Genomic DNA, 23804 nt, shown 5'->3' with positions numbered 1-23804 from the left:
CCGCGCCAAAAGGTTAAACTTAAAGTATAGTTTAATCACCTGTTGGAAAGGAGAGGCGCAATGGAGGGTTACAGCATTTCCCAAACAGCCCAGCGCTTTGGGGTGGAGCCCCACACCCTGCGGTTTTATGAGAAGGAGGGCATCATCCACCCCCAGCGAAGCAAAAATGGCGTCCGGGTGTACACCGAGGAGAACATCTCTCAGCTGGAAATGGCCATGTGCCTGAAGAGCACCGGAATGCCCCTGAAAGAGATCAGGCGCTATTTCGACCTGGTGGCCCAGGGAAAAAGCACCGTGGAAGAGCGGTTGCAGATCTTTACCGGCCACCGCCAGCGGGTGCTGGAGGAGATCCAGGAGCTGCAGCGCCACCTGGAAAAGATCGAGCACAAGATCCAGCGCTTGAAACAGGCCGAGGGCCGGTGACGGCTCCCTCTCCCAAGGGCGCGGGGCCGTGGAAGGGTGTGAAAAAAGAGGATGGCGTTTGGCCATCCTCTTTTTTTCGGGGGCGGCAAAGCTGCCCCCGCGGCGGACTTACACATTAAAGCGGAACAGCACGATGTCCCCGTCCTGCATGACGTAGTCCTTGCCCTCGCTGCGCACCAGGCCCTTCTCCTTGGCGGCGGCCATGGTGCCGCACTCCATCAGCTCGTCAAAGCCGATGACTTCCGCCCGGATGAAGCCCCGCTCGAAGTCGGAGTGGATCTTGCCTGCCGCCTGGGGCGCCTTGGTCCCCTTTTTGATGGTCCAGGCCCGCACCTCGGGCTTGCCGGCGGTCAGGTAAGAGATGAGCCCCAGCAGGGAGTAGCAGGCTTGGATGAGCCTGTCCAGGCCGGATTCCTCCAGGCCCATGTCCGCTAGGAACAGCTTCTTCTCCTCAGGCTCCATGCCGGAGATCTCCGCTTCGATCTCGGCGCAGATGGGCAGCACCGCGGCGTGCTCGGCCTGGGCGAACTCCTGCACCACCTGGAAGTACTTGTTGTTTTCCACGCCGCCCCGGAAGTCGTCCTCGCTCATGTTGGCGGCGAAGATGATGGGCTTGTTGGTCAGCAGGGACACGGTGGAGAGGATTTCCGCCTCCTCCTCGGTGCACTCCACGCTGCGGGCGGATTTCCCTTCCTCCAGCGCCTGGTGGACCCGCTCTAAAAAGTCCAGCTCGGCCTGGTATTTCTTGTCGGCCTTCAGCATTTTCCGGGTCTTGTCAATGCGGCGGTCCAGCACCTCGATGTCCGAGAGGATCAGCTCCAGGTCGATGGTCTCAATGTCCCGCTTGGGGTCGATGCTGCCCTCCACGTGGATGATGTCGTCGTTTTCAAAGCAGCGCACCACGTGGACGATGGCGTCCACCTCCCGGATGTTGGAGAGGAACTTGTTGCCCAGGCCCTCGCCTTTAGAGGCGCCCTTTACCAGGCCGGCAATGTCCACAAACTCGATGGTGGCGGGGGTGAATTTTTCCGGCTCGTACATTTCAGCCAGCTTGTCCAGGCGTTTGTCCGGCACAGCCACCACGCCCACGTTGGGCTCGATGGTGCAGAAGGGGTAGTTGGCCGACTGGGCGCCGGCGTTGGTAATGGCGTTGAAAAGGGTGCTTTTGCCCACGTTGGGCAGGCCCACGATTCCTAATTTCATTTCTCTCTTTACCTATCCAAAAAGCCTTGCTTTTAGGGGCTTTCTGCCTTTCTCTAAATTTTGTCTACGCCCTTTTTACGCCCTTTTTTCACAATGGGTGGGCGCTGCTGCCGCAAACAGCGGGACAGCCTTTGCCAGCGGCTCATCCGTAACGGTTCCCAGCTTTATGGGGATTTTGCCCGCTTGCAGACCGTGTTCTTGTATTATACCGCTCTTTTGGGGTTCCCGCAAGCCTGGAGGGCCTATAGGGAGAGGCGCATTTTATACAGGGCGCGCCCTTCCCGCAGGACCTCCCCCTCCTTCTCAAACCCCATGGCGTTCCAAAAGGCCAGGCCCGGGGCGTTGCGCTCATAACACCCCAGGCGCAGGGAGGAAAACCCGGCCTTTTGGGCGGCGGTTTTCAGGGCCCGGAGCAGCCGGGTCCCCAGCCCCTGGCGGTGAAACTGCACCTCCAGCTCCAGCAGGCCAATGTAGAGGGTCCCCTCGCCGGGGTACCCCTCCACCAGGTCCAGCACGGCGGCCAGGCCCTCCCCCTGGAACAGCCCCAAAAACAGCTTGTGCCGGCGGTCCCGGCCAGGGGGCAGGGCGGCCAGATCCTCCCGGCAGCTTTCCAGGGTGGGCGGCGCCTCTAGGGCCACGGAGTTGTAAAACGTGTTGCGCTGGTACAGGGCAAAGACCAGGGGCAGGTCCCCCTCCTCCAGGGGGCGCAGGCCGGGAAAGGCGGCGCACAGCGCCGTCAGGAGCTCTTGGGCCCGGGGGCTGTGTTCCATCTGAATAGCCCCCTTTACAGGGTGTAGCCGAAGGTGGCCTCCAGCCAGCGCAGGCACAGGTCCATCCACTGGGCGTTGTGGGGATGGGGCATGCCGATCTCCTGGGTGCAGACGGAGAGCCCGTGAATGCCAGTGGGGAAGAAGTGAGCCTCGCAGGGGATGCCCGCCCGGTGCAGGGCGGCGGCCATGGCAAAGCTGTTTTCCACGGGGACGCAGTCGTCGTCCATGGTGTGCCACAAAAAGGCGGGGCAGGTGTCCTTTGTCACATGCTGCTCCAGGGAGAAATACCTGTAGCCGGGTTCGCCGGGCTGGCAGCCGCTGACGTGGCGGAGGGAACCTTCGTGGGCAAACTCGTCCGCGGTGATGACGGGGTACCCCAAAATCATGGCGTTGGGGCGGTTTTGGCCGCCGTGGCTGTCATAGTGCTTTAAAAACTCCGGGTCGTTCCACAGGGTGCCCAGAGAGGCGGCCAGGTGCCCGCCTGCGGAGAAGCCGCACACGGCGATCTTTTCCGGGTCCACGCGCCATTGGGCGGCGTTCTCCCGGATGCGGCGCACCGTCTCAGAGAGCTCCTTCAAGGGGCGGAAGTCCTTGGCCTCCTCCCCAATGGAGTAGGTGAGCACGAAAGCCTGGCAGCCGTGGGCCAGAAAATCCAGGGCCACCGGGTCGGCCTCGTGGGCGGAGATGGATTCATACCCGCCGCCGGGGCATACCACCACAGCGGGGAAGGCCTCCCGGCGGTTCTGCGCGTCGCCAGAGGGAAGATGCAGGTAGCCTTCCACCTGGGCGGAAGAGCCGGGAAGGGGTTGAAATTTGACAAACTCCATAGAGAAACTTCCTTTCTGGGGAAATAAGGGTCCTTCCTATTATTATCCCAGGATTTTCCCGGATGTCAAGGCGGAAAAACAGGTTGCGTTTTTGGAAAAGATGGGGTAGGATGGAGGAGGAAAGGGGGGCTTTGCAATGGGTCCTTATGAATATGTGGTGGAGCGCATCGAAGGGGAGTACGCCTATCTGCGGCGCACGGACATCCCGGATGGGGGCGAGCCCATGATGATCGCCATGGCCCTGCTGCCGGAGGGCGTGGACGTGGGCACCCGGCTGCGCTGGGAGAACCTGGTCTATGAGGTCTTGGACTGAGGCAGGGCAAGAGAAAAGGGCGCCCAAGGTTTTGGCCTGGACGCCCTTTTTCATTTTTTAACTCGTACCGTTGCGATCGTTGCAGGGCATGGGGCCGGGGATCACACCTGGGGCAGCTGCTTAAAGCTCTCCTCCAGCTCCGCGTCGGTGGGGATGTAGTCGCTCATCAGGCCGTCGTTGAACTTCTGGTAGGCGGTCATGTCGAAGTAGCCCGTGCCGGTCAGGCCGAAGAGGATGGTCTTTTCCTCGCCGGTCTCTTTGCACTTCAGGGCCTCGTCAATGGCGGCCCGGATGGCGTGGCTGCTTTCGGGGGCGGGCAGGGTGCCCTCTACCCGGGCGAACAGCTCCGCCGCGGCAAACACGCTGGTCTGCTCCACAGCCCGGGCCTCCATCAGGCCGTCGGCGTACAGCTGGGAAAGCACGCTGCTCATGCCGTGATAGCGCAGGCCGCCGGCGTGGTTGGCCGAGGGGATGAAGTTGGAGCCCAAGGTGTACATCTTCTGCAGGGGGCACACCATGCCGGTGTCGCAGAAATCGTAGGCGAACTTGCCCCGGGTGAAAGAGGGGCAGGAGGCGGGCTCTACGGCGATGAAGCGGTAATCGGCCTCGCCCCGGATCTTCTCGCCCATGAAGGGGGAGATCAGGCCCCCCAGGTTGGAGCCGCCGCCGGCGCAGCCGATGATGATGTCCGGCTTGATGCCGTACTTGTCGCAGGCGGCCTTGGCCTCCAGGCCGATGACGGACTGGTGCAGCAGCACCTGGTTTAAAACCGAGCCCAGCACATACCGGTATCCCGGGAGGCCCGTAGCCACCTCCACGGCCTCGCTGATGGCGCAGCCCAGGCTGCCGCTGGTGCCGGGGTGGGCCTCCAAAATCTTCCGGCCGATGGCGGTGGTCTCTGAGGGGGAGGGGGTGACAGAGGCGCCGTACACCCGCATCACTTCCCGGCGGAAGGGCTTCTGCTCGTAAGAGACCTTCACCATGTAGACCTTGCAGTCCAAATCAAAGAAGGAGCAGGCCATAGAGAGGGCGGTGCCCCACTGGCCGGCGCCGGTCTCGGTGGTAACGCCCTTGAGGCCCTGCTTTTTGGCGTAGTAGGCCTGGGCGATGGCGGAGTTCAGCTTGTGAGAGCCGGAGGTGTTGTTCCCCTCAAACTTGTAGTAGATCTTGGCGGGGGTGCCCAAGGCCTTCTCCAAAAACTCCGCGTGGACCAGGGGAGAGGGCCGGTACATCTTGTAGAAGTCCAAAATCTCCCCGGGGATGTCGAAATAGGGGGTGGTGTCGTCCAGCTCCTGCTTGACCAGCTCGTCGCAGAACACGGGCCGCAGCTCCTCGAAGGTCATGGGCTGATGGGTGGCGGGGTTCAGCAGGGGGGCAGGCTTGTTTTTCATGTCGGCCCGCAGGTTGTACCATGCCTGGGGCAGCTCGCTTTCATCCAGATAGATTTTGTAGGGGATCTGTGCCATGATGAACCATCCTTTCAAATTGTGGTTTTGAAATGCGCTCAACCAACATGAAAAACGAAAAAACGCACCTGTCCTAAATACTTAGGACAGGTGCGTAAACTTTCGCATCTGCGGTGCCACCTAATTTCGCCCCTGGGGGGCGCGCTCATCGCGTACACTGTGATACGCTAGCTGCTGTAACGGTCAGCCTCCGTCTCGCCTAACAGGGAAAACGCCCTGCTCGGTTTGCCCTCGCGGGTCCATTCGCCTTTCTCCGTTCCGCTGTGCTCCCACCGCCCACAGCTCGCTTGGAAACGGCTCCGAAAGGGTACTCGTCCCGGTCACCGGTTTCAGGTTGATTGATTAGTGTTACTATAGCACTGTCTCTGGGGATTGTCAAGGGCTTTTTTGTGGTTTTTTCTCAGGGCAGCAGGGCGTGCAGGTCTGGGAACAGCTCCACGCTGCGCTTTAAGATGCCCTTTAAGTGGGCGATGGTGATGCCGTAGTTGGTAAAGGGCACCCCGGCGTCGGCCGCGGTCTTGCGGCGGTAAGCCACCTCCCTGTCATTGAGCATGCAGCCGCCGCAGTGGATGACCAGCTTGTAGGGGGAGGGATCCTCGGGGAAATCCCGGCCGGAGGAGTGCTCCAGCTGAAGCTCTTTCCCGGTGTATTCCCTCAGCCACCGGGGAATCTTCACCGTGCCGATGTCCTCGCACTGGCGATGGTGGGTGCAGCCCTCGGCAATGAGAACTTTGTCGCCGTCCTGAAGCCGGTCAATGGCGGCCACGCCCTTGACAGCGTCCGTGAGAAAGCCCTTGTACCGGGCCATCAGGATGGAGAAGGAGGTCAGGGGGATGTCCCCTGGCGTGTCCCGGTCCACCTGGGAAAAGGCCTGGCTGTCGGTGATGACCATGCGGGGCTTTACGGCCAGCTTTTGCAGGGCGTCCCGCAGGCCGTCCTCCTTTACCACAAGGGAGATGCATCCGGCGTCCAGCACATCCCGAAGGGTCTGCTGCTGGGGCAGGATGAGCCTGCCCTTGGGGGCGGCGCTGTCAATGGGGGTGACCAGCACCACCAGGTCCCCGGGGGAAAGCAGGTCCCCCACCAGGCGCTTGCCCTCACTGGGAGACCGGGTCAGCCGGGCCACCCGCTCTTTCAGCTCCTCCATGCCCTCCCGGGTCACGGCGCTGACGGCCAGCTCGTTCTCCCCCAGCGGGGGGGCTGCGGCCAGGTCGCTCTTGTTGTAGGCCACCAGATAGGGGATGTCCTTCTGCTGGAAGAGGGCAATCAGCTCCTGGTCGGCAGGGGTCTTGCCCTGGGTGGCGTCCACCACCAGCACGGCGCAATCCGCCCGGTTGAGGGCCTGCTTTGTCTTTTTCACCCGCAGCTCTCCCAGGGCGCCCTCGTCGTCAAAGCCGGGGGTGTCGATGATGACCACCGGCCCCATGGGCAGCAGCTCCATGGATTTCATCACCGGGTCGGTGGTGGTGCCCTTCACGTCGGAGACCACGGAGAGCTCCTGGTTGGTAAAGGCGTTGACTACGCTGGACTTGCCCGCGTTTCTCCGGCCGAAAAAGCCGATGTGTACCCTCTCAGCGGAGGGGGTGTTGTTTAGGCTCATGGTGGCAGTGCCTCCTTTCACAGGTTGGATCGAATGTATTGTGCCGGAAACGAAAAGTTTTCGCGCAAGCCTTTGCGCTTGCTAACGCCAGGAAGACCTTGGGGCTTTGGTCTCGCCTGTCTTACCATGCGTAAGAGATTTTGGGGACGTACGTCCCCATTTTTTGCTGACGCTCAGGGAGGCAGGACCTACGGTCCTTGCAACCCCCTTAGGGCCGTAGGGCTCTGCCCTACAACCCGCAGCTTTTGAAAAAGCTGGCAAAACTTTTACTTGTCTCTCTCAAGCCTGAGCGCGGGCCGCTTGTTCGCCGCCCTCAGCAGGCCCCGCCGCCCTAAAGCGGCGTGCGCGACTTGAGTGCCCAGGCACTGGGCCGGCTTAGAACCGGAAGTCCCGGATGCCCTGCTCGATCTTCTCCAAATGGTCCTTGCAGATCTCCCGCACCTTCTCCTTGGGGATGTTGCCCAGCTCCGCCTGGATCAGCTTCTCCCCAATGGCCTTGGTCTCCGGGGCGGCGTAGTCCATCAGGTACTCCTTCAAGGTCATCAGGGCGTTGGGGTGGCAGCAGTTCTGGATCTGCCCGGCCTTGCACAGGCTCATAAACCGGTCGCCGGTGCGGCCCTCCCGGTAGCAGGCCGTGCAGAAAGAGGGGATGTACCCCAGCTCCATCAGCCAGGCCACCACCTCATCCAGGGTGCGGTTGTCGCTGACGTCGAACTGCTCAGTGTCGTGGGGACGCTCCTCCTCGGTGTAGCCGCCAACGCTGGTGCGGCTGCCGCCGGATACCTGGGAGATGCCCAGATGCAGCGCCCGCTCCCGCACGGACTGGTTCTCCCGGGTGGACATAATCATGCCGGTGTAGGGCACCGCCACCCGGATGCAGGCGCAGATCTTCAGGAAGGTGTCGTCGTCAATGCCGTTGTCGAACTCGTCGGGGTCGATGTCGTCGGCGTGCTTTACACGGGGCACGCTGATGGTGTGGGGCCCCACCCCGTGGACGGCCTCCAGGTGCTCGGCGTGCATCAGCAGGCCCGCGAACTCATAGCGGTACAGCTCCAGGCCGAAGAGCACCCCCAGGCCCACGTCATCAATGCCGCCCTCCATAGCCCGGTCCATAGCCTCGGTGTGGTAGCAGTAGTTGCTCTTGGGGCCGGTGGGATGCAGGTGCTCGTAGCTCTCCTTGTGGTAGGTCTCCTGGAACAGGACGTAGGTGCCAATGCCCGCCTCCTTCAGCTTGCGGTAGTTCTCCACGGTGGTGGCGGCGATGTTCACGTTCACCCGGCGGATGGCGCCGTTTTTGTGCTTGATGGAGTAGATGGTGTGGATGCAGTCCAGCACATACTCAATGGGGCAGTTGACAGGGTCCTCGCCGGTCTCGATGGCCAGGCGCTTGTGGCCCATGTCCTGCAGGGCGATGACCTCTTTCTCCACCTCTTCCTGGGTCAGTTTTTTCCGGGGGATGTGCTTGTTCTTCTGGTGATAGGGACAGTACAGGCAGCCGTTGACGCAGTAGTTCGAGAGGTACAGCGGCGCGAAGATGACAATGCGGTTGCCGTAGAAATCCTTCTTGATCTGCTCGGCCAGGGCGTACAGCTCCTGGACCTTCTCGGGGATGTCGCAGGCCAGCAGCACAGAGGCCTCCCGGTGGGACAGGCCCTTGCGCTCCCGGGCCTTGTTCAAAATCTCGTCAATGAGCGCCACGTTGTTTTTATTGGCGTCGGCATACTCCAGGGTGTCCAGGATCTCCTGGTGGTCGATAAATTCCTCTGCTTTCAAAGACTTGGGGTTGTACATGGAAAATCATCCTTTCTTTTGGGTCAGAAACACTTTCCCATCAGTTGTAATAGTGAGAGAGGGGGAAAGCCCCCTCTTGCCGGCACAGGGTCCACTTGAATATTCCAGAGGGTCAAGAGCGGCCAAAACCCGCATAAAACCTGGGTTTTTAAACTTGTCCCCAGGGTCAAGAGTGCAGGAAAACAGGGGCAAGAGTGAGGGAAACCAGAGGGACTCTCGACCCTTGGGTCAAGTTCTGAAAGCCGCATAAAACCTGGCTTTTTTCTATACTTGACCCTTTTGATCTCTTCGGCTCGGGGGCAACGGCTTTTGTGCTGTCCCAAGAGGGGGACATTCGTCCCCCCTTTTTTTGCTGACGCTTAGGAAGGCAGGGGCTTACGGGTCTCGCCTGCCGGCTCGGTCGGTCCTGAACGGTCCCCACCGGGGACCAGGACCCTTGCAACCCCCTTAGGGCCGTGGAGCTCTGCTCCACACCTCGCAAGTTTTTTGAAAAAAACTTGACTAAAAACTTTTCCTTGTCTCCACCGAACTCAAGCGCGGGCCGCTTGCCAGCCGTTCCCCGCAAACCCCGGCGCCTTTAAGCGCCGTTCGCGTCTTGTCCAGTCCGGCCACGGACCGCGACTTGAGAGCCCAGGCACTGGGCGCGGGCTTTCCAGTTAGCGGCTCTCAGCCAGCTCCGGCGCCTTAAAGCGCCGTGCGCGACTCGTCCAGTCCGGCCACGGACCGGACCCTTTGTCTATGGGGATCTCATATCCGATCTTGCTCAGGCTCTCCCGCAAAAGGCCCAGGCTCTCCGCGGCCTCCGCCCCCGAGTGGAGCTTGTTGTCGTACAGGGTGTACTTTTCCCGGGCGTCCTGGGGGGAGAGGTTGGGCATCACCACATTGGCCCCGTGGAGGATGCCCTGCTCCCGGCCGCCGGGCAGCAGGGTGCCCAGGGCCGTGGTGGCGGGCAGCAGCACCTCTGGCAGCAGCAGCCGGATGACGGAGAGCAAAAACAAGGTCAGCTCCCCGCTGCCGTTGGGAAAGTCCCGGAAAGGCGTGTCCTTTTGGCTTAGAAAGGGCCCAATCCCCACCATGTGGGGCTGAAAATCCTTTAAAAACCGCAGGTCCCGCACCAGGTCCTCCCAGGTCTGCCAGGGAGAGCCCACCATAAAGCCCGCCCCCACCTGGTAGCCCAGGTCTTTCAAATCCCCCAGGCATGCCAGCCGGTGGGCCAGAGAGAGCTCCGGCGGGTGGAGCTTCTGGTAGTGGCTGGGGGTGGCGGTCTCGTGGCGGAGCAGGTACCGGTCGGCCCCGGCCTCCCGCAGCAGGCGGTAGCTCTCCCGGCTGCGCTCCCCCACGGAAAGGGTGACGGCGCAGTCCGGCCAGCGCGCCTTAATGGCCCGCACAATGGCGCACAGGCGCTCGTCGGTAAACCAGGGGTCCTCCCCGCCCTGGAGCACAAAGGTGCGGAACCCCAGCCCATAGCCCATCCCGCAGCAGGCGAGGATGTCCTCCTGGCTCAGGCGGTAGCGCTGGGCCTGCCGGTTGCTTTTGCGGATGCCGCAGTAGTAGCAGTCGTTTTTGCAGAAGTTGGTGAACTCGATGAGCCCCCGGATGAACACCCGGCGGCCATAGACTTCCTGGCACAGGGCCTGGGCCCGGCTGCGCAGCAGCTCCGCCGCCTCCGGGTCCCAGTGCTCCAGCAGGTAGAGCAGGTCCCCGTCCGGCAGGTTGTGGGTATCTGCCAGCTGCCGGGCCAGCGCCAGGGCCCGGCTCATGGCCGCACCCCGGAATAGGCTGTTTTCGAGCTGACCCCCGGCAGACGGCCCACCTTGCCGGAGAGGGCGGAGATCACATCCTGGGGGGCGTCCACGGCAATGCTGATGATGTTCAGCCCTTTCTGCCGGTAGGGAATGCCCATCCGGCCGATGATGTATTCCCGGTATTCGTGGAGGATCTCATTGAGGGCCTCTGCAGACTCCTCTTCCTCCACTACAATGCCGACAACGGCGATCCGTGTCTCCATTTGGTTTCTCCTTTCTGACAAAATAAAAAGCCGCGCCCGAAAGGCACGGCAAAGGAAGGGGCGCTGGCCCCGTGAAAAGATCCTTTTTTCCAAGCCTTCCGCCTCAAGAGGATTTCAGCGTCAGAGCACGTTGCGTGAGAAATTGCCAGGTTGGCGCGGGTCCCGCCGCTTTCTGCCGGGCGCTCTACAGGGGAGCGGCCGGGCCGTTCAGAAACGGGACAGCTGTATTATAGCACAGAAGCCAATGGGATTCAATTAAAATTTAAGAGCTTTTATTGATTTTTTGGAGAGGAACGCAGCCACCCCTCTGTCACCCGGACATAGTGGATGTGCCGGCGGTTCCAGGCGGAATAGGCGATATGGATGGCTCCGTCCCGTCCAACCAGCAGGCAGGGGTATTCAAAGGCGGCGTTTTCCAAACGGTTTTCCGCGCCGGTAAAGCCGCTGCCCGGCTCAATCACCCTTTGCAGGGGGAAGGTTTCGCCTTCGTCTTCGGTGATGGCCACAGAGACGCTCCAGCGCAGGCCGGGCCACTCCACCTCCTTTTTTTCGCGGGGCGGCAGGCCATAGGGGTTGAAGACCAGGGCGATGGCCCCGCTGGGGAGCTTTGCCGCCTGGATGGAGGCGTTGTTGTTGGGCAGAAGGGTGGGGGTGGGCGCCGACCAGGTGCGGCCGTAATCCTCCGAGAGGCTTTTGTAGACGCAGTCTGCCCACCGGCTGCGGAAGAAAGCCACCAGATGGCCCGGGCGGGTTTCCACCGCGGTCATGTGGACCCGGCCCACAGAGTCCGGCACGGGCACTTCCTCCCAGGTTCCGCCCCTGTTGTGAGAGAGCCGCACCACAGAGTAGTCCTTGCCGTACTGCTTGTCCGAGTGGGGGTCCTCCACGCTGTACCACATGGGGAAGAGCCAGTCCCCGTTGGAGAGCTCCAAAATGGGGTGCCTGCAGAAAGAGCCGGGCTTCTGGGAGAACACGGTGGTGGGCTGCCAGGTGCGGCCCTGGTCCTGGGAAAGGCGGCGGCGGATCTGGGCGGTCTCTTGCATGGAGAAGTTGCCGGTGACCTTGCCCTGGGATTTTAGGGCAAGCCATTCTGCCTCTGTCATGGTCCCGCGGCTTTTTTGGGCTGTGTGCAGCAGCCACAGGGTGCCGCCCTTCTCCTGGAAAAAGCAGGGGTTCTGTTCAGAGCACTGGGCGTCTTCCGACAGCACCCCCTCGTACTCCCAGCGGTCCGCACCTGCCCGCAGGCGGGCGGCCACAATGGAGATGTCGCTGCTGCCCTCTGCCAGGCCGGCAAACCAGGCGCAGAGCAGGTCCCCGTTTTCCAGCTCGATCAGGGAGGAGGCGTGGTTCGAGCGCCGGTCTGTGGGCAGAATGGCCTCCACCTTTTCAGGGGAGCCGGGAAGGGTGTAGAGGCAGCCGTCGTTCACAAGGGATTCAAGGTGTTTCATCAAAAGGGGTTCCTCCTTCTTCGTGTGTTTCGCGGGGGCGGCCCCCGCCCGGAGCGTCCCCCTCTTTTTTGAGGAGCCTCCAAAGGGTGGAGCGGGCAATGCCCAGGCTTGCCGCCGCCTGAGAGCGGTTGCCCCCCTTGGCGCGGAGCACCCGCCGGGCAATCTCCCGGTGGATCTCCTCCAGGGGGCGGGATAAATCCAAAGGGATGGAGCTTTTGGCCTGCTGTGCCATCAGCTCCTCCTGGGCCAGGGCCTTCTCCACGTCCTGGGGGAGAATCGTCCCCTGTGCCCCGGCCTGGAGGCGCTCCAGCACGTTGGAAAGCTGCATATAGTTGCCGGGCCAGGGGGATTGCGCCAGCAGCTCCAGCGCCTGGGGGCCGGCCTGAAGGGACGGGCGCCCGCCCTCTCCCAGCAGGAAACCCTCTGCCAGGTGGAGAATCCAGGGGGGAGATTCCCGCAGGGAGGGCAGCCGGAAGGTCTGGCAGCCTAAACGCTGGAAGAACTCCCCCGCTATTTTCCCGGCGTCATCCGCCAGGGTGGTGGAGACGGAGAGCAGCAGCTTGTTCTGCCGCAGGGTGTAGCCGCTGTCCAGCAGGTCGATCAAGGTCTCCCGCAAAGGGGGAGACATGGCCTCCAGGTTTTTGAAATAGAGGGTGTTCCCCGGCCGGAATAAGGGGGAGTCCGCGTGGCCAAAGAAAAAGGCCGCTCCCTTGGGGGAGAGGGTTTGGCAGTCCACCTCCAGAAAGGCGCCGGGGCGCAGGCCGCCTTGGTAGAGCAGCCGGGCGGCGTAGTCCTTGCCAGAGCCCACTTCCCCCAGCAGCAGAAGGGGCTTGGGCGAGGGGGCCAGGCGTTTTAGGGCGCGGCGCAGAGAGGGTTCCAGCCCCTCCAGCCCATACAGGCCCTCCCGCACCTCCCAGTCGATTTGGGGGGCGCTTTTCCAGTAGGTCTCTCCCCTGCGGCCGCAAACCCCCCGGGGAGAAGGCCCCCGTCCCGCAGGGGGGCCTTGGGGAGCCTCCCCCTCCACCGTAAGGCGCACTTGGGGAAACGCCTTGGCGGCCCATTCCAGAAAAAGGGCGGCCTCCTCCTGCGGGACCTCTCCGAACACCCTCATCGCGTACTCACCATATTCCAGCGCCATCCTTTCTGTTCCCTGCCACCAGTATACCACAGTCCCGGGGGGCGTCCACTCCTTTTTTTGAAAAAGTGTTTGAATTTGAAACACTTTTCCCACCAGGCCCTGTAGCGCGGCGGGGGGAAAGCCTGTATCCTAAAAGCAAAGAATCCGGCCCGCCGGCTGGAGAGACAAAAGGAGGAAAAAGGAATGAAGCCTGTAGAAGTGCGGGGCATCATCCCGCCTGTCATCACCCCCATGGGCCCGGACGAGGAGGTCAACCTGGAGGAGCTGCGCCGCCAGGTGGAGCGGCTGCTGGAAAGCGGCGTGCATGGGATTTTTTGCTTTGGCACCAACGGGGAGGGCTATGCCCTGGACGGCGGGGAGAAACGGCAGATTTTGAAAGCCGCCGTCAGCCAGGTGCGGGGAAGGGTCCCGGTGTATGCGGGGACAGGCTGCGTCACCACGCGGGAGACCACCGCCCAATCCCGCATGGCCTGTGAGGAAGGGGCCGACGTGCTCAGCATCGTCACCCCCAGCTTTGGGGCTGCCAGCCAACAGGAACTCTATGACCACTATGCCGCCGTGGCCCGGGCGGTGGATTTGCCCATTCTGCTTTACAACATCCCTGCCCGCACAGGGAATGCCCTTCTGCCCGAGACGGTGGCGCGGCTGGCCCAGCTTCCCAATATTGTGGGCATCAAGGATTCTTCCGGGGACTGGAACAGCATGCTGGCCTATTTGGAGATTGGCAAAAGCAGGGACTTCGCGGTCCTCTCCGGCAACGACGGGCTGATCCTGGACTGCCTGCGCAGCGGGGGAAAAGGGGCCGTAGCCGGGTGCGCCAACGTGTACCCCCGCACGCTGGTCTCCCTCTATCACCGGTTTCTCGCCGGGGACGGGGAGGGCGCCCAAAGGGAGCAGGAGAGCCTGGCCTCTTTCCGGAAGTGCTTTCAATATGGGGGCTCCGGCACGGTGATCAAGGCGGCGGTGGCCATGCTGGGATATGATGTGGGCCGGTGCCGGGCCCCGTTCCATCTGCTGCCCCAAGAGGGGGCCGCGGCCCTGAAACGGGTTTTGGAGGAAAACCGGGAGAAGGGAATGGGCTGACAGAAGGGGGAAGGAGGGCTTCCAGCGCGTGAGGCGCCGGAGGCCCCTTTTGCCTTTCCGGGGCCTTTGCGGCAAGGGGAGAAGACGGGGGGCGCAGCAGAAAGCCCGTGCCCAGAACGCGAATGGCGTTGGGGCTTGGCCGGGGTGACAAACGAGACGCCCGCCGTAAACGCGGGCAGGAAAAAACGCGCACCCCACAACGTGAGGTGCGCGAATGGGGAGCGGCAGCTTGCCGCCTGGGAGGCGTTGACAAAAAGATACCTGCTATAAACGCGGGCGGCAAGGCAAAAGAAAAAGCGGAGCCTGGAAGGCCAATTGCGTCCAGGCTCCGTCCTACTAAAGAAAAATGAATGCTGAAAGCGCGGGCACAAAAAACAACGCACCCCACAACGTGAGGTGCGCGAATGGGGAGCGGCAGCTTGCCGCTGGTGGAGATGGCGGGAATCGAACCCGCGTCCGAAAAAGGATTACCAAGGCTTTCTACGAGCGTAGCTTCTGTTTTAAGATTCCCGCCGCCCCCCGCCCAAAAGCAGGCTGGGGGTTTTGGTAGCCCTTAGGTCATGACGGGGGTAAGGGCATAGCCCCGTTCACGTTCACCGCTTATCGACGCCCTAGCCCCGGCCGCGGTGCTCCGGGGGAGGACGGCTGCCTTAGTTAGGCAGCAACAGCAACAGGTTCGTTGTCGTTTAATTTTAAAGGTTGCGGATTTTATAGCGGTCCCGCACCGCTGCTCGCTTACCAGGGCTCTCCTTCCCCGTCGAAACCTTTACATCCCCCTATCTGGGACAGCCAGGGCTGCCCTTGGGTTTTGGGCGGCGCACCGCCCGAAGAGGTACATTTACCGGTTGCGCTCTTTTATGGCGCGCTCGATGTCCCGCTTGGCGGCTTTCTCCGCCATGTCGGCCCGCTTGTCATAGAGCTTCTTGCCCCGGCACAGGCCCACCTGCACCTTCACCCGGGAGTCCTTGAAGTACAAAGACAGGGGGATGAGGGAATACCCCTGCTGCTTGACAATGCCGTACAGCCGCAGGATCTCCTTTTTGTGCATAAGCAGCCGCCGCACCCGCATGGGGTCGGGGTTGAAGATGTTGCCAAAGTCATAGGGGCTGATATGGCAGCCGTTGAGCACCATCTCCCCGTTTACCACGGAGCACCAGGCGTCCTTCAGGTTGGCCCGGCCCGCCCGCAGGGACTTTACCTCTGTCCCCTTCAGCTCGATGCCGGCCTCGAAGCTCTCTTCCACGAAGTAATCGTGGAAGGCTTTTTTGTTTTGGGCAATGGTTTTTGTGTTGGCCTTGCCTGCCACGGTCACTCCTCCTTTGCGGAATTTCCTCCAAACTGATGCCTTGCTTGGAACACTTATTATACCACACCTGCCTGTCGAAGTGCAAGGGATTTTCCCCCGGAGGCAATTTTTTCAGGAGAGAGGGCGGCCTGTGAAAAAAAGAAAAATATTTACCCATACTCTCTATGGAAAAGAAAAATGGGGCGGAACCCAGGGGAAAGGCCGAAAAGCCGGTATAGCGGAGTTTTTCCCGAGCGGGGTTCCCGCAAGGGGGTGATTTTTGCCGAAAACAGAGGGGAGAGAGCGGGAATTTCCTGCTTTTTCACGAAGCGCAAAAGCTTTGATAAAGGATTGACAAAAGGGGGAATCAGTAGTATTCTAAGCAATGGATAGTTTAAGTCTTAAACAAAAGGCTGAACTGCGGACGAGGGAACCGGTCCAATATCAAGCAAGTGGAGTGTGGAACCATGAAATTCAAGTACCGCTGGTGGGGCAAAGGCGATATCGACGCCTCTATCGGCATCTTTTTCGACGGCTTCTCAAAGATTCTGTCCGCCACAGGCATCATGCTGTTTGTGTTTGGCATGCCGGCGGACATCGTGCTGGGGAAGATTGTGCCAGGCGTGGGCCTGGCTATTTTTGCGGGCAACCTGTGGTATTTTTACGAGGCGTGGGCCCTGGCTAAAAAAGAGCAGCGCCAAGATGTGACCGCCCAGCCCTTTGGCATTGGGGCCTCTCAGCTGACGGGCTGGCTGTACCTTATCATGGGGCCTATTTATTGGCAGACTGGCGATGCGGAGCTGGCCTTCCAGGTGGGCCTGGCGTCCTCTCTGATTGGCGGCATGATCGAGGTGCTGGGCGGCTTTATCGGCCGCTGGATTGTGAAGGTGGTGCCCCACAGCGCCCTGATGGGCAACATGGCCTCTTCGGCGCTGGTGTGGCTCTCTTTTGTGGGCATCGCCATGGTGTTCGACAAGCCCATCTACGCCCTGCTGCCTTTCTGCATGGTCATCATCGACTATCTGGGCAAGGCAGACCGGCGGTTCCAGAAGATCCCCACCGGCGTCATTGCCGTGGTGCTGGGCGCTGTCATCGCCTGGTGCACCGGCAGCCTGACCTGGGAGAACTTCACCGCCTCCTTCTCGGACCTGGGCTTTTACCCGCCCACCTTCTGCGGTGTGGACATCGTCAAAGGCCTGAAGGGCATCTTCCCCTTCCTGCCGGTCATTATCCCCCTGCAGATCAACAATTTCCTTTCCACCCTTCAGGGCATTGAGGCCGCCAAGGCGGTGGGGGATGTGTACCCCGAACGCCGCTCCATGGTGATGGACGGATGCTCCACCATGCTGGGCAGCCTGTTTGGAAATCCCTTCCCCACCACGGTGTACTTCGGCCATCCCGGCTGGAAGGAGCTGGGGGCCCGGGCGGGCTTCTCCCTGGTGAACGCGGGGGCCTACCTGCTCATCTGCCTGACCGGCCTGACCGGCGTGCTGATGGCCCTCATCCCCACAGAAGCGGTGATGGTGCTGCTGATCTTCGTGGGCTTCTCCGTGACGGCCTCCACCTTCCAGGAGCTGGACAAGAAGTACGTCAACGTGGTGCTTCTCTCTCTGATCCCCATTCTGTTCCAGTATATCCAAACCCAGATCAGCTCTTCGGTTCAGGCGGCGGGCACCACGGTGGACGCCCTGACCGCCGCCCAGTTTGCGGAGTACTCGGTGCCCATCAACGGCATCCAGTACCTGGGTAACGGGGCGTTCCTCTCCAGCCTGCTGCTGGCGGGGCTGCTGGCCTATGTGTTGGACAAGAAATACTTCCACGCCGCTTCCTTTGCGGCGGCCCTGGCCTTCTGCTCCTTCATCGGGATGATCCACGCGCCCTCGGTGGCGCTGTTCCCAGCGGAGAGCCTTCCCTTTGGGGTGGTGTACCTGGTGGCAGGGGCTTGGCTGGTGGCCAAGGGCCTGCTGTTCCGCAAGCCCCAGGCGCAGGAGGAGGCCGCCGCGGGCCCGCTGCAAAATTAAGGTGATTTCGCCCTGGAAAGCGGGGCGTGCCACATAAAGGAACTTTTTCATCATTAGGAGGAAGAAAAATGACGGACAGCGTAAAAATTCCACTGTTCAAAAAAGCGGACTTGGACGCTTCCATCGGTGTATTCTTCGATGGGTTTTCCAAGGTAATTGTGGCCGTGGCCATTCTGCTGGGCACCTTTAGCCTGGACGGCGGCACGGTGTTTGGCACCATGATGCCCGGCGTGCTGGTGACGGTGCTGGTGATGAACGGCGGCCTGTGGCTTTACTACCGCCACATCGCCAAGAGCCGCGGCGACGCGAACCTGACTGCCGTGCCCGCTGGCCTGCAGGCCGGCCGTATGTTCATCTGGCTGTATTCCATCATGCTGCCGGTGTTCAACACCACCGGCGACGCGGAGATGGCCTTCAAGGTGGGCGTGCTGGCCCACTTTATCGGCGGCGCGGTGTTCATCATCGGCGCTTTTGTGGTGCCCCTGATCCTGCGGATCGTCCCCGCGGGCGCCCTGTTCGGCAGCCTGGCCGGCGGCGCCATGGCCTTCTTGATCCTGCAGTCCATGGACGGCACCTTGAAAATGCCCCTGGTTGGCTGGCTGTCCCTGATTGTGCTGTTTGTCATCTACCTGGGCAAGGTGAACACCAAGCTGCCCGCCGCCCTTATCGCCATTGTGGTGGGCGCCGGCATCGCCTGGGTCACCGGCTCCATGAGCTTCTCCACCGTGACGGACTCCCTGCAGAACCTGAACTTCTACATTCCCAACGTGACCTTCGGCATCTTCTCTGGGGACGTGATCTCCCAGACCCTGCCCTTCCTGCCCATTGTCATCGTGTTCTCCCTGAACGAGGTCATCACCGGCATCCAGGCCGTTGAGCAGGCCAAGGAGTGCGGCGACACCTTCTTCACCACCACCAAGCCCCTGGTGCTGTGCGGCGTGGCCTCTATGGTGGGCGCCCTGTTCGGCAACCCCCTGGCTGTGGGCCTGTACTGGGGCTATCCCGGCTGGAAGAAGATGGGCTCCGGCACGGGCTACCATCTGGGCATTGTGGTGCTCTACGCCCTGGTGGGCCTGACCGGCCTGTCCGCCATCATCACCGCCTTCATCCCCGAGGCCGTGGTGCTGCCCATCCTGGTGTTTGTGGGCATTTCCAGCTACTCTCAGGCTTTCGAGGTGGTCACCAAGAAGTATTACCCCGCGGTCATCATGGCCTCCCTGCCCGTTGTGATGGACTTTATGATGGACAATGTGGCCGAGGGCAAGCTCCAGGGCTTCCTGGCCTTCGACCCCGGTTCGGCGTTCGTGGGCCTGCTGGTAGGCTGCGTGTTCGTGTTCATCATTGACAACGAGTGGATGAAGGTCGCCATCACCAACGTGGTTGCCCTGGCCCTTACCGGCATCGGCATGATCCACTCCCCGGGCCTGCTGTTCACCGATACGTACAGCCCGGACCTGGGTTTTGTGGCGGCCTACTGCGTGCTGGCCGTGGCCTTCCTGGTCCTGCATTTCATCAAGTTCAACCAGAAGGCCCATCAGGCGGACCTGGAGGCGGAAAAAGCAGCCGCCCTGGCGGCCGCCAAGCAAGAATAATTCCGGAGGAATCTGTCCTATGAAAACCCTAGTCATCACCGGTGCGGCCCGGAAGAACGGCCACACCAACCAGATGGTGAAGCTGTTCCTGGACACCCTGGGCGGCGAGTACACCATCATTGACGCCTACCGCGCGGAAAACATCGCCCCCTGCAAGGACTGCCGCTACTGCTGGCACAAGAAGGGCTGCTCCATCCACGACGGCATGGACGAAGTCTACCGGCTGCTGGAGGAGGCCGACAACGTGGTGCTGGCCTCTCCCATGTACTTCCACTCCATCACCGGCAAGATGAAGGCCCTCATCGACCGCTTCCAGGTGTACTGGGCGGGCCATGTCCGCAACGATATGCCCGAGAAGCCCCTGCGCAAGGGCGCCATCCTCATGGTGGGCGGCGCGCCCAGCTTCCCCAACCAGTTTTTGGGCGGCGAGCTGGTGCTGAAGAACCTGTTGAACGACCTGAGCACCGAGTGCCTGGGCGAGGTCTGCCTGCCCAACTCGGACCATGACTCCCTGGAGACCCGCCCGGACATCGCCCAGCAGGTGGTGGAGCTGGCGGAGAAGATGAAGGCCGCGCAGGAATAAAACCGCGAAGCGGCGTAAAGTTTTCGCAGTACGTCCGCAGGACGTACTGGCCTTCTTTCAAAAGGCTTGCAGAGCGCGGGGCGCTGGTCTCCTGTGGAGACCGTTCAGCGCTTGACCGAACCGGCAGGTGAGAAGCGTCTCGCGGCCTTAACCGGCGCAGCCGAAAAAGAAATCCAGGGGCAAGGGCGCACGCCGCCCCAGGCGGCTGGCCCGCGGCCCCGGCCGGGACCAAGAAAGCCCCAATCTGAACAACAAAAAACCAGGGAACAGGGCGGCTCCGCCGCTCCCCTTCCCTGATACTGAAACATGAAAAAACAGGAGGATACAATCATGCAAGGCTATACCTATGTCAAAGGCGAGCACTATCCCGTAGAACACCTGATTTTTGAGACCGCTCCCGAGCACGTTCAGGAATTCCTGGATGTGGACCACGAGGTCTGGACCCTGGGCGAGGCGGAAAGCGACCTGTTCGACCACATCCCCTTCCTGTACAAAGAGGTTTGGGTCAACGACAACAAGCCCGGCGAGATGCACTTCATCTTTGTGTGGGAGAGCCTTGAAAGCTGGCGCAAGGTGGACGATAAGGAAGTGCAGGCCGCTTTGATCGCCCGCTTCGAGTCCAAGTTCCAGCATCCCTATAAGCTGACCCGCTGCATCCAGAACGAGGAGAACTTTGGCATCCATCGTTACAGCCGCTTCGAGCGCATCTAAAACTGTCAGGGAAAGGACTTGTGTGCAATGAAATTTGAAAATAAAGTGGTCATCGTCACCGGCGCCAGCTCTGGCATTGGCGAGGGCGTGGCCAAAATGTTCCTGGAAGAGGGCGCCCGCCTGGTGGGCTGCGGCATTGAGCCCGCTATGAAGATCGAAAGCGAGAAGGCCATCTACGTTCAGGCCGACCTGACCGACCCCGCCCAGGCCCAGAACGTAGTGGACAAGGCTGTGGAGGCCTTTGGCCAGGTGGACAAGCTGGTGTGCTGCGCCGGCGTCACCTTCATCGGCTCTTTGGAGAATACCGAGTACAACACCTTTATGCGGGAAATCTCCATCAACCTGGGCGGCGTGTTCAACATGTGCAAGGCCGCTGTGAAAGAGCTGGTCAAGAGCGAGGACCCCTCCATTGTCACCATCGGCTCCGACCTGGGCGTGCGCCCCATCCCCGAGCGCATTGGCTACTGCCCCTCTAAGGCTGGCGTCATTATGCTGACCAAGTGCATCGCCCTGGAGTACGCCCCCAAGGTGCGGGTCAACTGCGTGCTGCCCGGCCTGGTGCGCACCCCCATGACAGAGCAGCGCTTTTTGGATGCAGAGGACCCCGCCGCCCTGGAGGAGGCGTACGCTTCCCTGTACCCCCTGCACAAGATGGGCAAAGTGGCCGACATGGCCAACGCCGTGCGGTTCCTCTCCTGCAGCGAGGACAGCGGCTTTATCACCGGCGAGATTATGAACGTCTGCGGCGGCAGCCTGATCTAAGGGAGGGACACCATGGCTACATCCCTGTTTAAAATGCCCTTCGACGTGGACCGCCTGCACCTGACCCGCATCTACCAGAGCAAGGAGCTGGAAAGCTGCCAGGTGGAGACCATGAGCTGCCCCAAGATCCAGAAGATCTACGGCGACCTGAAGTTTTTGGAGCTTCACGAGGACCGGCCCTGCACCTACACCTCTCTGGTGACCTCCATCGACGGGCGCATTGCCTTTACAGACGCCCCCCAGGGCCCCCTGATCGCCAAGAAGAACAAATATGACCCCGCCGGCGCCGACGCCGACTGGTTCATCCTGAATATGCTGCGGGCTGTTTCCGACGGCGTGATGCTGGGCGCCGGCACCATGAACGCCGAAGCCGACTATACTTGCCATGTGTTCGACCAGGACATGGAGGACATGCGCATTGCAAACGGCAAGAACCCGGTGCCCTGGAACATCATCACCTCTCTGGACGCCACAGACATCCCCTTCGGCCACATCCTCTTCAACACCCCCGAGGTGCCCGTGATGATCTCTACCTCCCGCAAGGGCATGGAGCTGGTAAGGGAGAACCTGAAAAACGAGGCTTACTTTGTGGACGCCCCCTCCATGGAGGCTGTGACAGAGGAGCTCATCCAGGGCATGAAGGAGAACGCGGACAAGGTGCTGGTCATCGGCACCGGCGACACCGCCCCCGACTCCAAGGTGGCCCTGTATGTGCTGAAGAAGTTCGGCATTGACCGGCTGCTGGTGGAGACCCCCTCTTACATGCACTACCTGGTAAGCCAGAAGATGATGGACGAGCTGTTCTTCAACTACTCCTGCATTTATGTGGGCGGCCAGGCGCTGACCATTGGCAAGTTCGGCAAGGAGTTCACCAGTGAGGACCACCCCCACACCCGGATGCTCTCCATCCACACCCACAGCGATCATTTCTTCTATCTCCGCCACAAGCTGCTTTACGATTGAGCGCGGAAAGCCGCAGCTTGAACGGGCGGGATCCATCCTATAAAAAAGAGGAGCCTTCCAGCGGCTCCTCTTTTGCTGAGAACAGGGTTCAGCCGTTTGTTTCCGCGGCGTTTGCCATATCCTGAAAAAATTGGCAGATGGCCTGGTGGGCAGCGCCCAGAATGGGCCCGCTTTTCCCCAGGGGGGAGAGCACAACCTCCTCCGCGTGGGTGATGGGCAGCACCATTTTCCCCAGAATGTCGGGCATGTAATAGGGCAGGGCGGAAAGAAGCTCGGAGCTGATGACAATGACCTGGCAGTCAAAGATGAAGATGATGTTGGTCAGCCCCACAGCCAGGTAGGTGATGAAGCGGTCCAGAACCTGCCGCGCGGTGGGGTCCTGGCGGCGGATGAGGTCCGCCAGCTCTGGAATGGAAGAAATGGGTTGGGAGAGCACAGAGTTGGCATAGGCGATCAGGGCGCCGTCGGAGCAGTACTGCTCCCAGCAGCCATATTTGCCGCAAGAGCACTGCGCGGGCTCGTCAAAATTGATGGTGTGGTGGCCGATGGCGTTGGCAAAGCCGTGGAAGCCCCGGAACAACTCGCCATTGGTGATGAGCCCCACAGAGATGGAGTCGCCAATGTTGACCATGGCCAGGCTTTGCAGGCACTCCCCCGTGCCGCTGATCAGTTCCTGCTGGGCCAGGGCGGCCAGGTTGCCGTCGTTGTCCAGGGAAACCGGAACCTGGTAGCGCTCTGCCAGCAGGCTGCGCAGGTCCACGTTCCGCCAGCCCCGCCGGGGGATAAAGCGGATCAGCCCGGACAGGTCCACCACGCCGTGGACAGCCACCCCCATGCCCACCAGCCCATATTGGGAGGCGGGCATTTGGGCCAAAAGCCTGTCCACCGCCTGGCACACCCGCTCATACACCCGGGGGAAATCCTCCCCCTGGGTGGGGAACTGCTCCCGGGCCAGGACGGTCTCTCCCGAGAGGTCCGTTAAAATGGCCTGAACCCGGCTGATATCAATGTCCAGGGCCACAGCGCAGCCCGCCCCGTGGAGGGGGGAGAGGAGGATGGGTTTGCGCCCCCCTTCCGAGTGGCCCAGCTCGGTTTCCATCAGCAGCCCGGCGTCAATCCACTCCTTGACAATGGTGGAAACCGTGGCCTTGTTCAAGCCGGTGCGGCGGCCGATGTCCGCCCGGCTGATGGGGTAGTTCCCCAGCACCTGCCGCATAATCTCCCAGCGGTTGGCTGCCCGGATGTCCTTTGTCTGCGTGATTTTCATGGCGGATCGCTCTTTTCTGCTTTGGGCACTGCCCAATTGTTCTAAAATGGATTATACTATATTTGTTAGAAAAGTTCCAGGGCCCTGGGAAAAGAGGCCCTGGAAGAAGGAGGTCTTTATCATGCCTTGCATCCAAATCAAGACGAACGTGCAGGTTTCCAACGAGACGGCCCAGACGGTGAAAAGCCAGCTGGGGCGCATCATCACCCATCTGCCTGAGAAGACGGAGGACTGGCTGATGGTCACCCTGGAGGACCAGTGCCGCATGTGGTTCCGGGGAGAGAGCGCCAAGCCCCTGGCGATTGTAGAGGTGAAGGTGTTCGGAAACAAAATTGACAGAGAGGGCTCTGAGCGGATGACACAGGAGGTGTGCGCCCTGTTCCAGAAGGAGCTGGGCGTAGACCCCAAGGACCTGTATGTCCGCTATTTGGCCTCTCCTGACTGGGGCTGGAATAACGGGAATTTCTAAATGCTGAACAAGAAAACGCCTGCTGCCCAAGGAGGCCTCCCTTTTGGAGAAAGGGGGAACCCCTCCCTGGCGAAGCAGGCG

At 61.2% G+C, this 23804-nt stretch carries 22 protein-coding genes and 1 other RNA gene; 10 read left to right on the top strand and 13 right to left on the bottom strand.

Translation table 11 applies throughout. From position 1 onward, the window contains the following. Positions 1 to 60 precede the first annotated feature (60 nt). Complete coding sequence (locus ODJ80_RS00830; protein ID WP_178863802.1) at positions 61 to 423, top strand: MerR family transcriptional regulator; 363 nt, start codon at positions 61 to 63, stop codon at positions 421 to 423. Between the two features lie 108 nt (positions 424 to 531). Here the strand turns inward: ODJ80_RS00830 and ychF are convergent, their stop codons facing one another. From ychF to ODJ80_RS00815, 3 genes are all read right to left on the bottom strand, one after another. Further along, positions 532 to 1626, bottom strand: a complete 1095-nt coding sequence (ychF, locus tag ODJ80_RS00825; protein WP_263040505.1) for a redox-regulated ATPase YchF — start codon at positions 1624 to 1626, stop codon at positions 532 to 534. Positions 1627 to 1868: 242 nt separating this feature from the next. Beyond that, positions 1869 to 2396, bottom strand: coding sequence for a GNAT family N-acetyltransferase (locus tag ODJ80_RS00820; protein WP_263040504.1), 528 nt, complete (start codon positions 2394 to 2396; stop codon positions 1869 to 1871). Positions 2397 to 2410: 14 nt separating this feature from the next. Next, positions 2411 to 3223 carry an alpha/beta hydrolase gene (locus ODJ80_RS00815; RefSeq protein WP_263040503.1) on the bottom strand — a complete coding sequence of 271 codons (813 nt, stop codon included), beginning with the start codon at positions 3221 to 3223 and terminating at the stop codon, positions 2411 to 2413. Positions 3224 to 3359: 136 nt separating this feature from the next. Between ODJ80_RS00815 and ODJ80_RS00810 the strand changes: the two genes are divergently transcribed. Then, positions 3360 to 3536 (top strand): hypothetical protein, encoded by a 177-nt coding sequence (locus ODJ80_RS00810; protein ID WP_178863793.1) that lies wholly within the window; start codon positions 3360 to 3362, stop codon positions 3534 to 3536. Positions 3537 to 3637: 101 nt separating this feature from the next. Here ODJ80_RS00810 and ODJ80_RS00805 read toward each other — a convergent pair whose 3' ends face one another. The 7 genes from ODJ80_RS00805 to ODJ80_RS00775 form a co-directional block, all read right to left on the bottom strand. Continuing rightward, on the bottom strand, positions 3638 to 5002 hold the full coding sequence (locus ODJ80_RS00805; RefSeq protein WP_263040502.1) for a TrpB-like pyridoxal phosphate-dependent enzyme: 1365 nt from the start codon (positions 5000 to 5002) through the stop codon (positions 3638 to 3640). A 400-nt stretch (positions 5003 to 5402) separates the two neighbouring features. Next, positions 5403 to 6602, bottom strand: a complete 1200-nt coding sequence (gene hydF / locus ODJ80_RS00800; RefSeq protein ID WP_263040501.1) for a [FeFe] hydrogenase H-cluster maturation GTPase HydF — start codon at positions 6600 to 6602, stop codon at positions 5403 to 5405. A 375-nt stretch (positions 6603 to 6977) separates the two neighbouring features. Then, positions 6978 to 8393 carry a [FeFe] hydrogenase H-cluster radical SAM maturase HydG gene (gene hydG / locus ODJ80_RS00795; RefSeq protein WP_263040500.1) on the bottom strand — a complete coding sequence of 472 codons (1416 nt, stop codon included), beginning with the start codon at positions 8391 to 8393 and terminating at the stop codon, positions 6978 to 6980. Positions 8394 to 9049: 656 nt separating this feature from the next. Further along, positions 9050 to 10153: a [FeFe] hydrogenase H-cluster radical SAM maturase HydE gene (gene hydE, locus ODJ80_RS00790; RefSeq protein ID WP_263040499.1), complete on the bottom strand. Its 1104-nt coding sequence runs from the start codon at positions 10151 to 10153 to the stop codon at positions 9050 to 9052. Beyond that, positions 10150 to 10401 (bottom strand): TM1266 family iron-only hydrogenase system putative regulator, encoded by a 252-nt coding sequence (locus ODJ80_RS00785; protein WP_178863781.1) that lies wholly within the window; start codon positions 10399 to 10401, stop codon positions 10150 to 10152. Before ODJ80_RS00785 ends, hydE begins: the two co-directional genes overlap by 4 nt. Positions 10402 to 10673: 272 nt before the next feature. Next, positions 10674 to 11849, bottom strand: a complete 1176-nt coding sequence (locus ODJ80_RS00780) for a sialidase family protein (protein ID WP_263040498.1) — start codon at positions 11847 to 11849, stop codon at positions 10674 to 10676. Next, a complete protein-coding gene (locus ODJ80_RS00775; RefSeq protein ID WP_263040497.1) occupies positions 11836 to 12987 on the bottom strand; it encodes a helix-turn-helix domain-containing protein in 1152 nt (383 codons plus the stop codon). Before ODJ80_RS00775 ends, ODJ80_RS00780 begins: the two co-directional genes overlap by 14 nt. A gap of 183 nt (positions 12988 to 13170) precedes the next feature. Here ODJ80_RS00775 and ODJ80_RS00770 point away from each other — a divergent pair, with 183 nt between their 5' ends. Then, entirely contained in the window at positions 13171 to 14070 is a 900-nt protein-coding gene (locus ODJ80_RS00770) for a dihydrodipicolinate synthase family protein (RefSeq protein ID WP_263040496.1), read from the top strand. A gap of 426 nt (positions 14071 to 14496) precedes the next feature. Here the strand turns inward: ODJ80_RS00770 and ssrA are convergent. Continuing rightward, positions 14497 to 14846, bottom strand: a transfer-messenger RNA (tmRNA) gene (ssrA, locus tag ODJ80_RS00765). 62 nt (positions 14847 to 14908) lie between these two features. Continuing rightward, positions 14909 to 15376, bottom strand: a complete 468-nt coding sequence (gene smpB / locus ODJ80_RS00760) for an SsrA-binding protein SmpB (RefSeq protein ID WP_178863766.1) — start codon at positions 15374 to 15376, stop codon at positions 14909 to 14911. 446 nt (positions 15377 to 15822) lie between these two features. Here smpB and ODJ80_RS00755 point away from each other — a divergent pair, with 446 nt between their 5' ends. The 6 genes from ODJ80_RS00755 (at position 15823) to ODJ80_RS00730 (ending at position 21987) form a co-directional block, all read left to right on the top strand. Continuing rightward, positions 15823 to 17376: a uracil permease gene (locus tag ODJ80_RS00755; RefSeq protein WP_263040495.1), complete on the top strand. Its 1554-nt coding sequence runs from the start codon at positions 15823 to 15825 to the stop codon at positions 17374 to 17376. A gap of 68 nt (positions 17377 to 17444) precedes the next feature. Next, a complete protein-coding gene (locus ODJ80_RS00750; protein ID WP_263040494.1) occupies positions 17445 to 18968 on the top strand; it encodes a permease in 1524 nt (507 codons plus the stop codon). Positions 18969 to 18987: 19 nt separating this feature from the next. Further along, complete coding sequence (locus ODJ80_RS00745) at positions 18988 to 19551, top strand: flavodoxin family protein (RefSeq protein ID WP_178863754.1); 564 nt, start codon at positions 18988 to 18990, stop codon at positions 19549 to 19551. Positions 19552 to 19881: 330 nt separating this feature from the next. Further along, on the top strand, positions 19882 to 20262 hold the full coding sequence (locus ODJ80_RS00740; RefSeq protein WP_178863752.1) for a TIGR03792 family protein: 381 nt from the start codon (positions 19882 to 19884) through the stop codon (positions 20260 to 20262). A gap of 27 nt (positions 20263 to 20289) precedes the next feature. Next, entirely contained in the window at positions 20290 to 21024 is a 735-nt protein-coding gene (locus tag ODJ80_RS00735) for an SDR family NAD(P)-dependent oxidoreductase (RefSeq protein ID WP_263040493.1), read from the top strand. A 12-nt stretch (positions 21025 to 21036) separates the two neighbouring features. Then, positions 21037 to 21987 (top strand): dihydrofolate reductase family protein, encoded by a 951-nt coding sequence (locus tag ODJ80_RS00730; RefSeq protein ID WP_263040492.1) that lies wholly within the window; start codon positions 21037 to 21039, stop codon positions 21985 to 21987. An 88-nt stretch (positions 21988 to 22075) separates the two neighbouring features. Here the strand turns inward: ODJ80_RS00730 and ODJ80_RS00725 are convergent, their stop codons facing one another. Beyond that, positions 22076 to 23254: an ROK family transcriptional regulator gene (locus ODJ80_RS00725; RefSeq protein ID WP_263040491.1), complete on the bottom strand. Its 1179-nt coding sequence runs from the start codon at positions 23252 to 23254 to the stop codon at positions 22076 to 22078. A gap of 121 nt (positions 23255 to 23375) precedes the next feature. Between ODJ80_RS00725 and ODJ80_RS00720 the strand changes: the two genes are divergently transcribed. Then, complete coding sequence (locus tag ODJ80_RS00720; RefSeq protein WP_178863744.1) at positions 23376 to 23723, top strand: phenylpyruvate tautomerase MIF-related protein; 348 nt, start codon at positions 23376 to 23378, stop codon at positions 23721 to 23723. Positions 23724 to 23804: the final 81 nt, after the last annotated feature.

This window comes from Acutalibacter sp. LFL-21 (assembly GCF_025630755.1).
Classification (GTDB): Bacteria; Bacillota; Clostridia; order Oscillospirales; family Acutalibacteraceae; genus Acutalibacter; species Acutalibacter stercoravium.
This window is presented reverse-complemented; position numbering and strand designations above follow the sequence as displayed.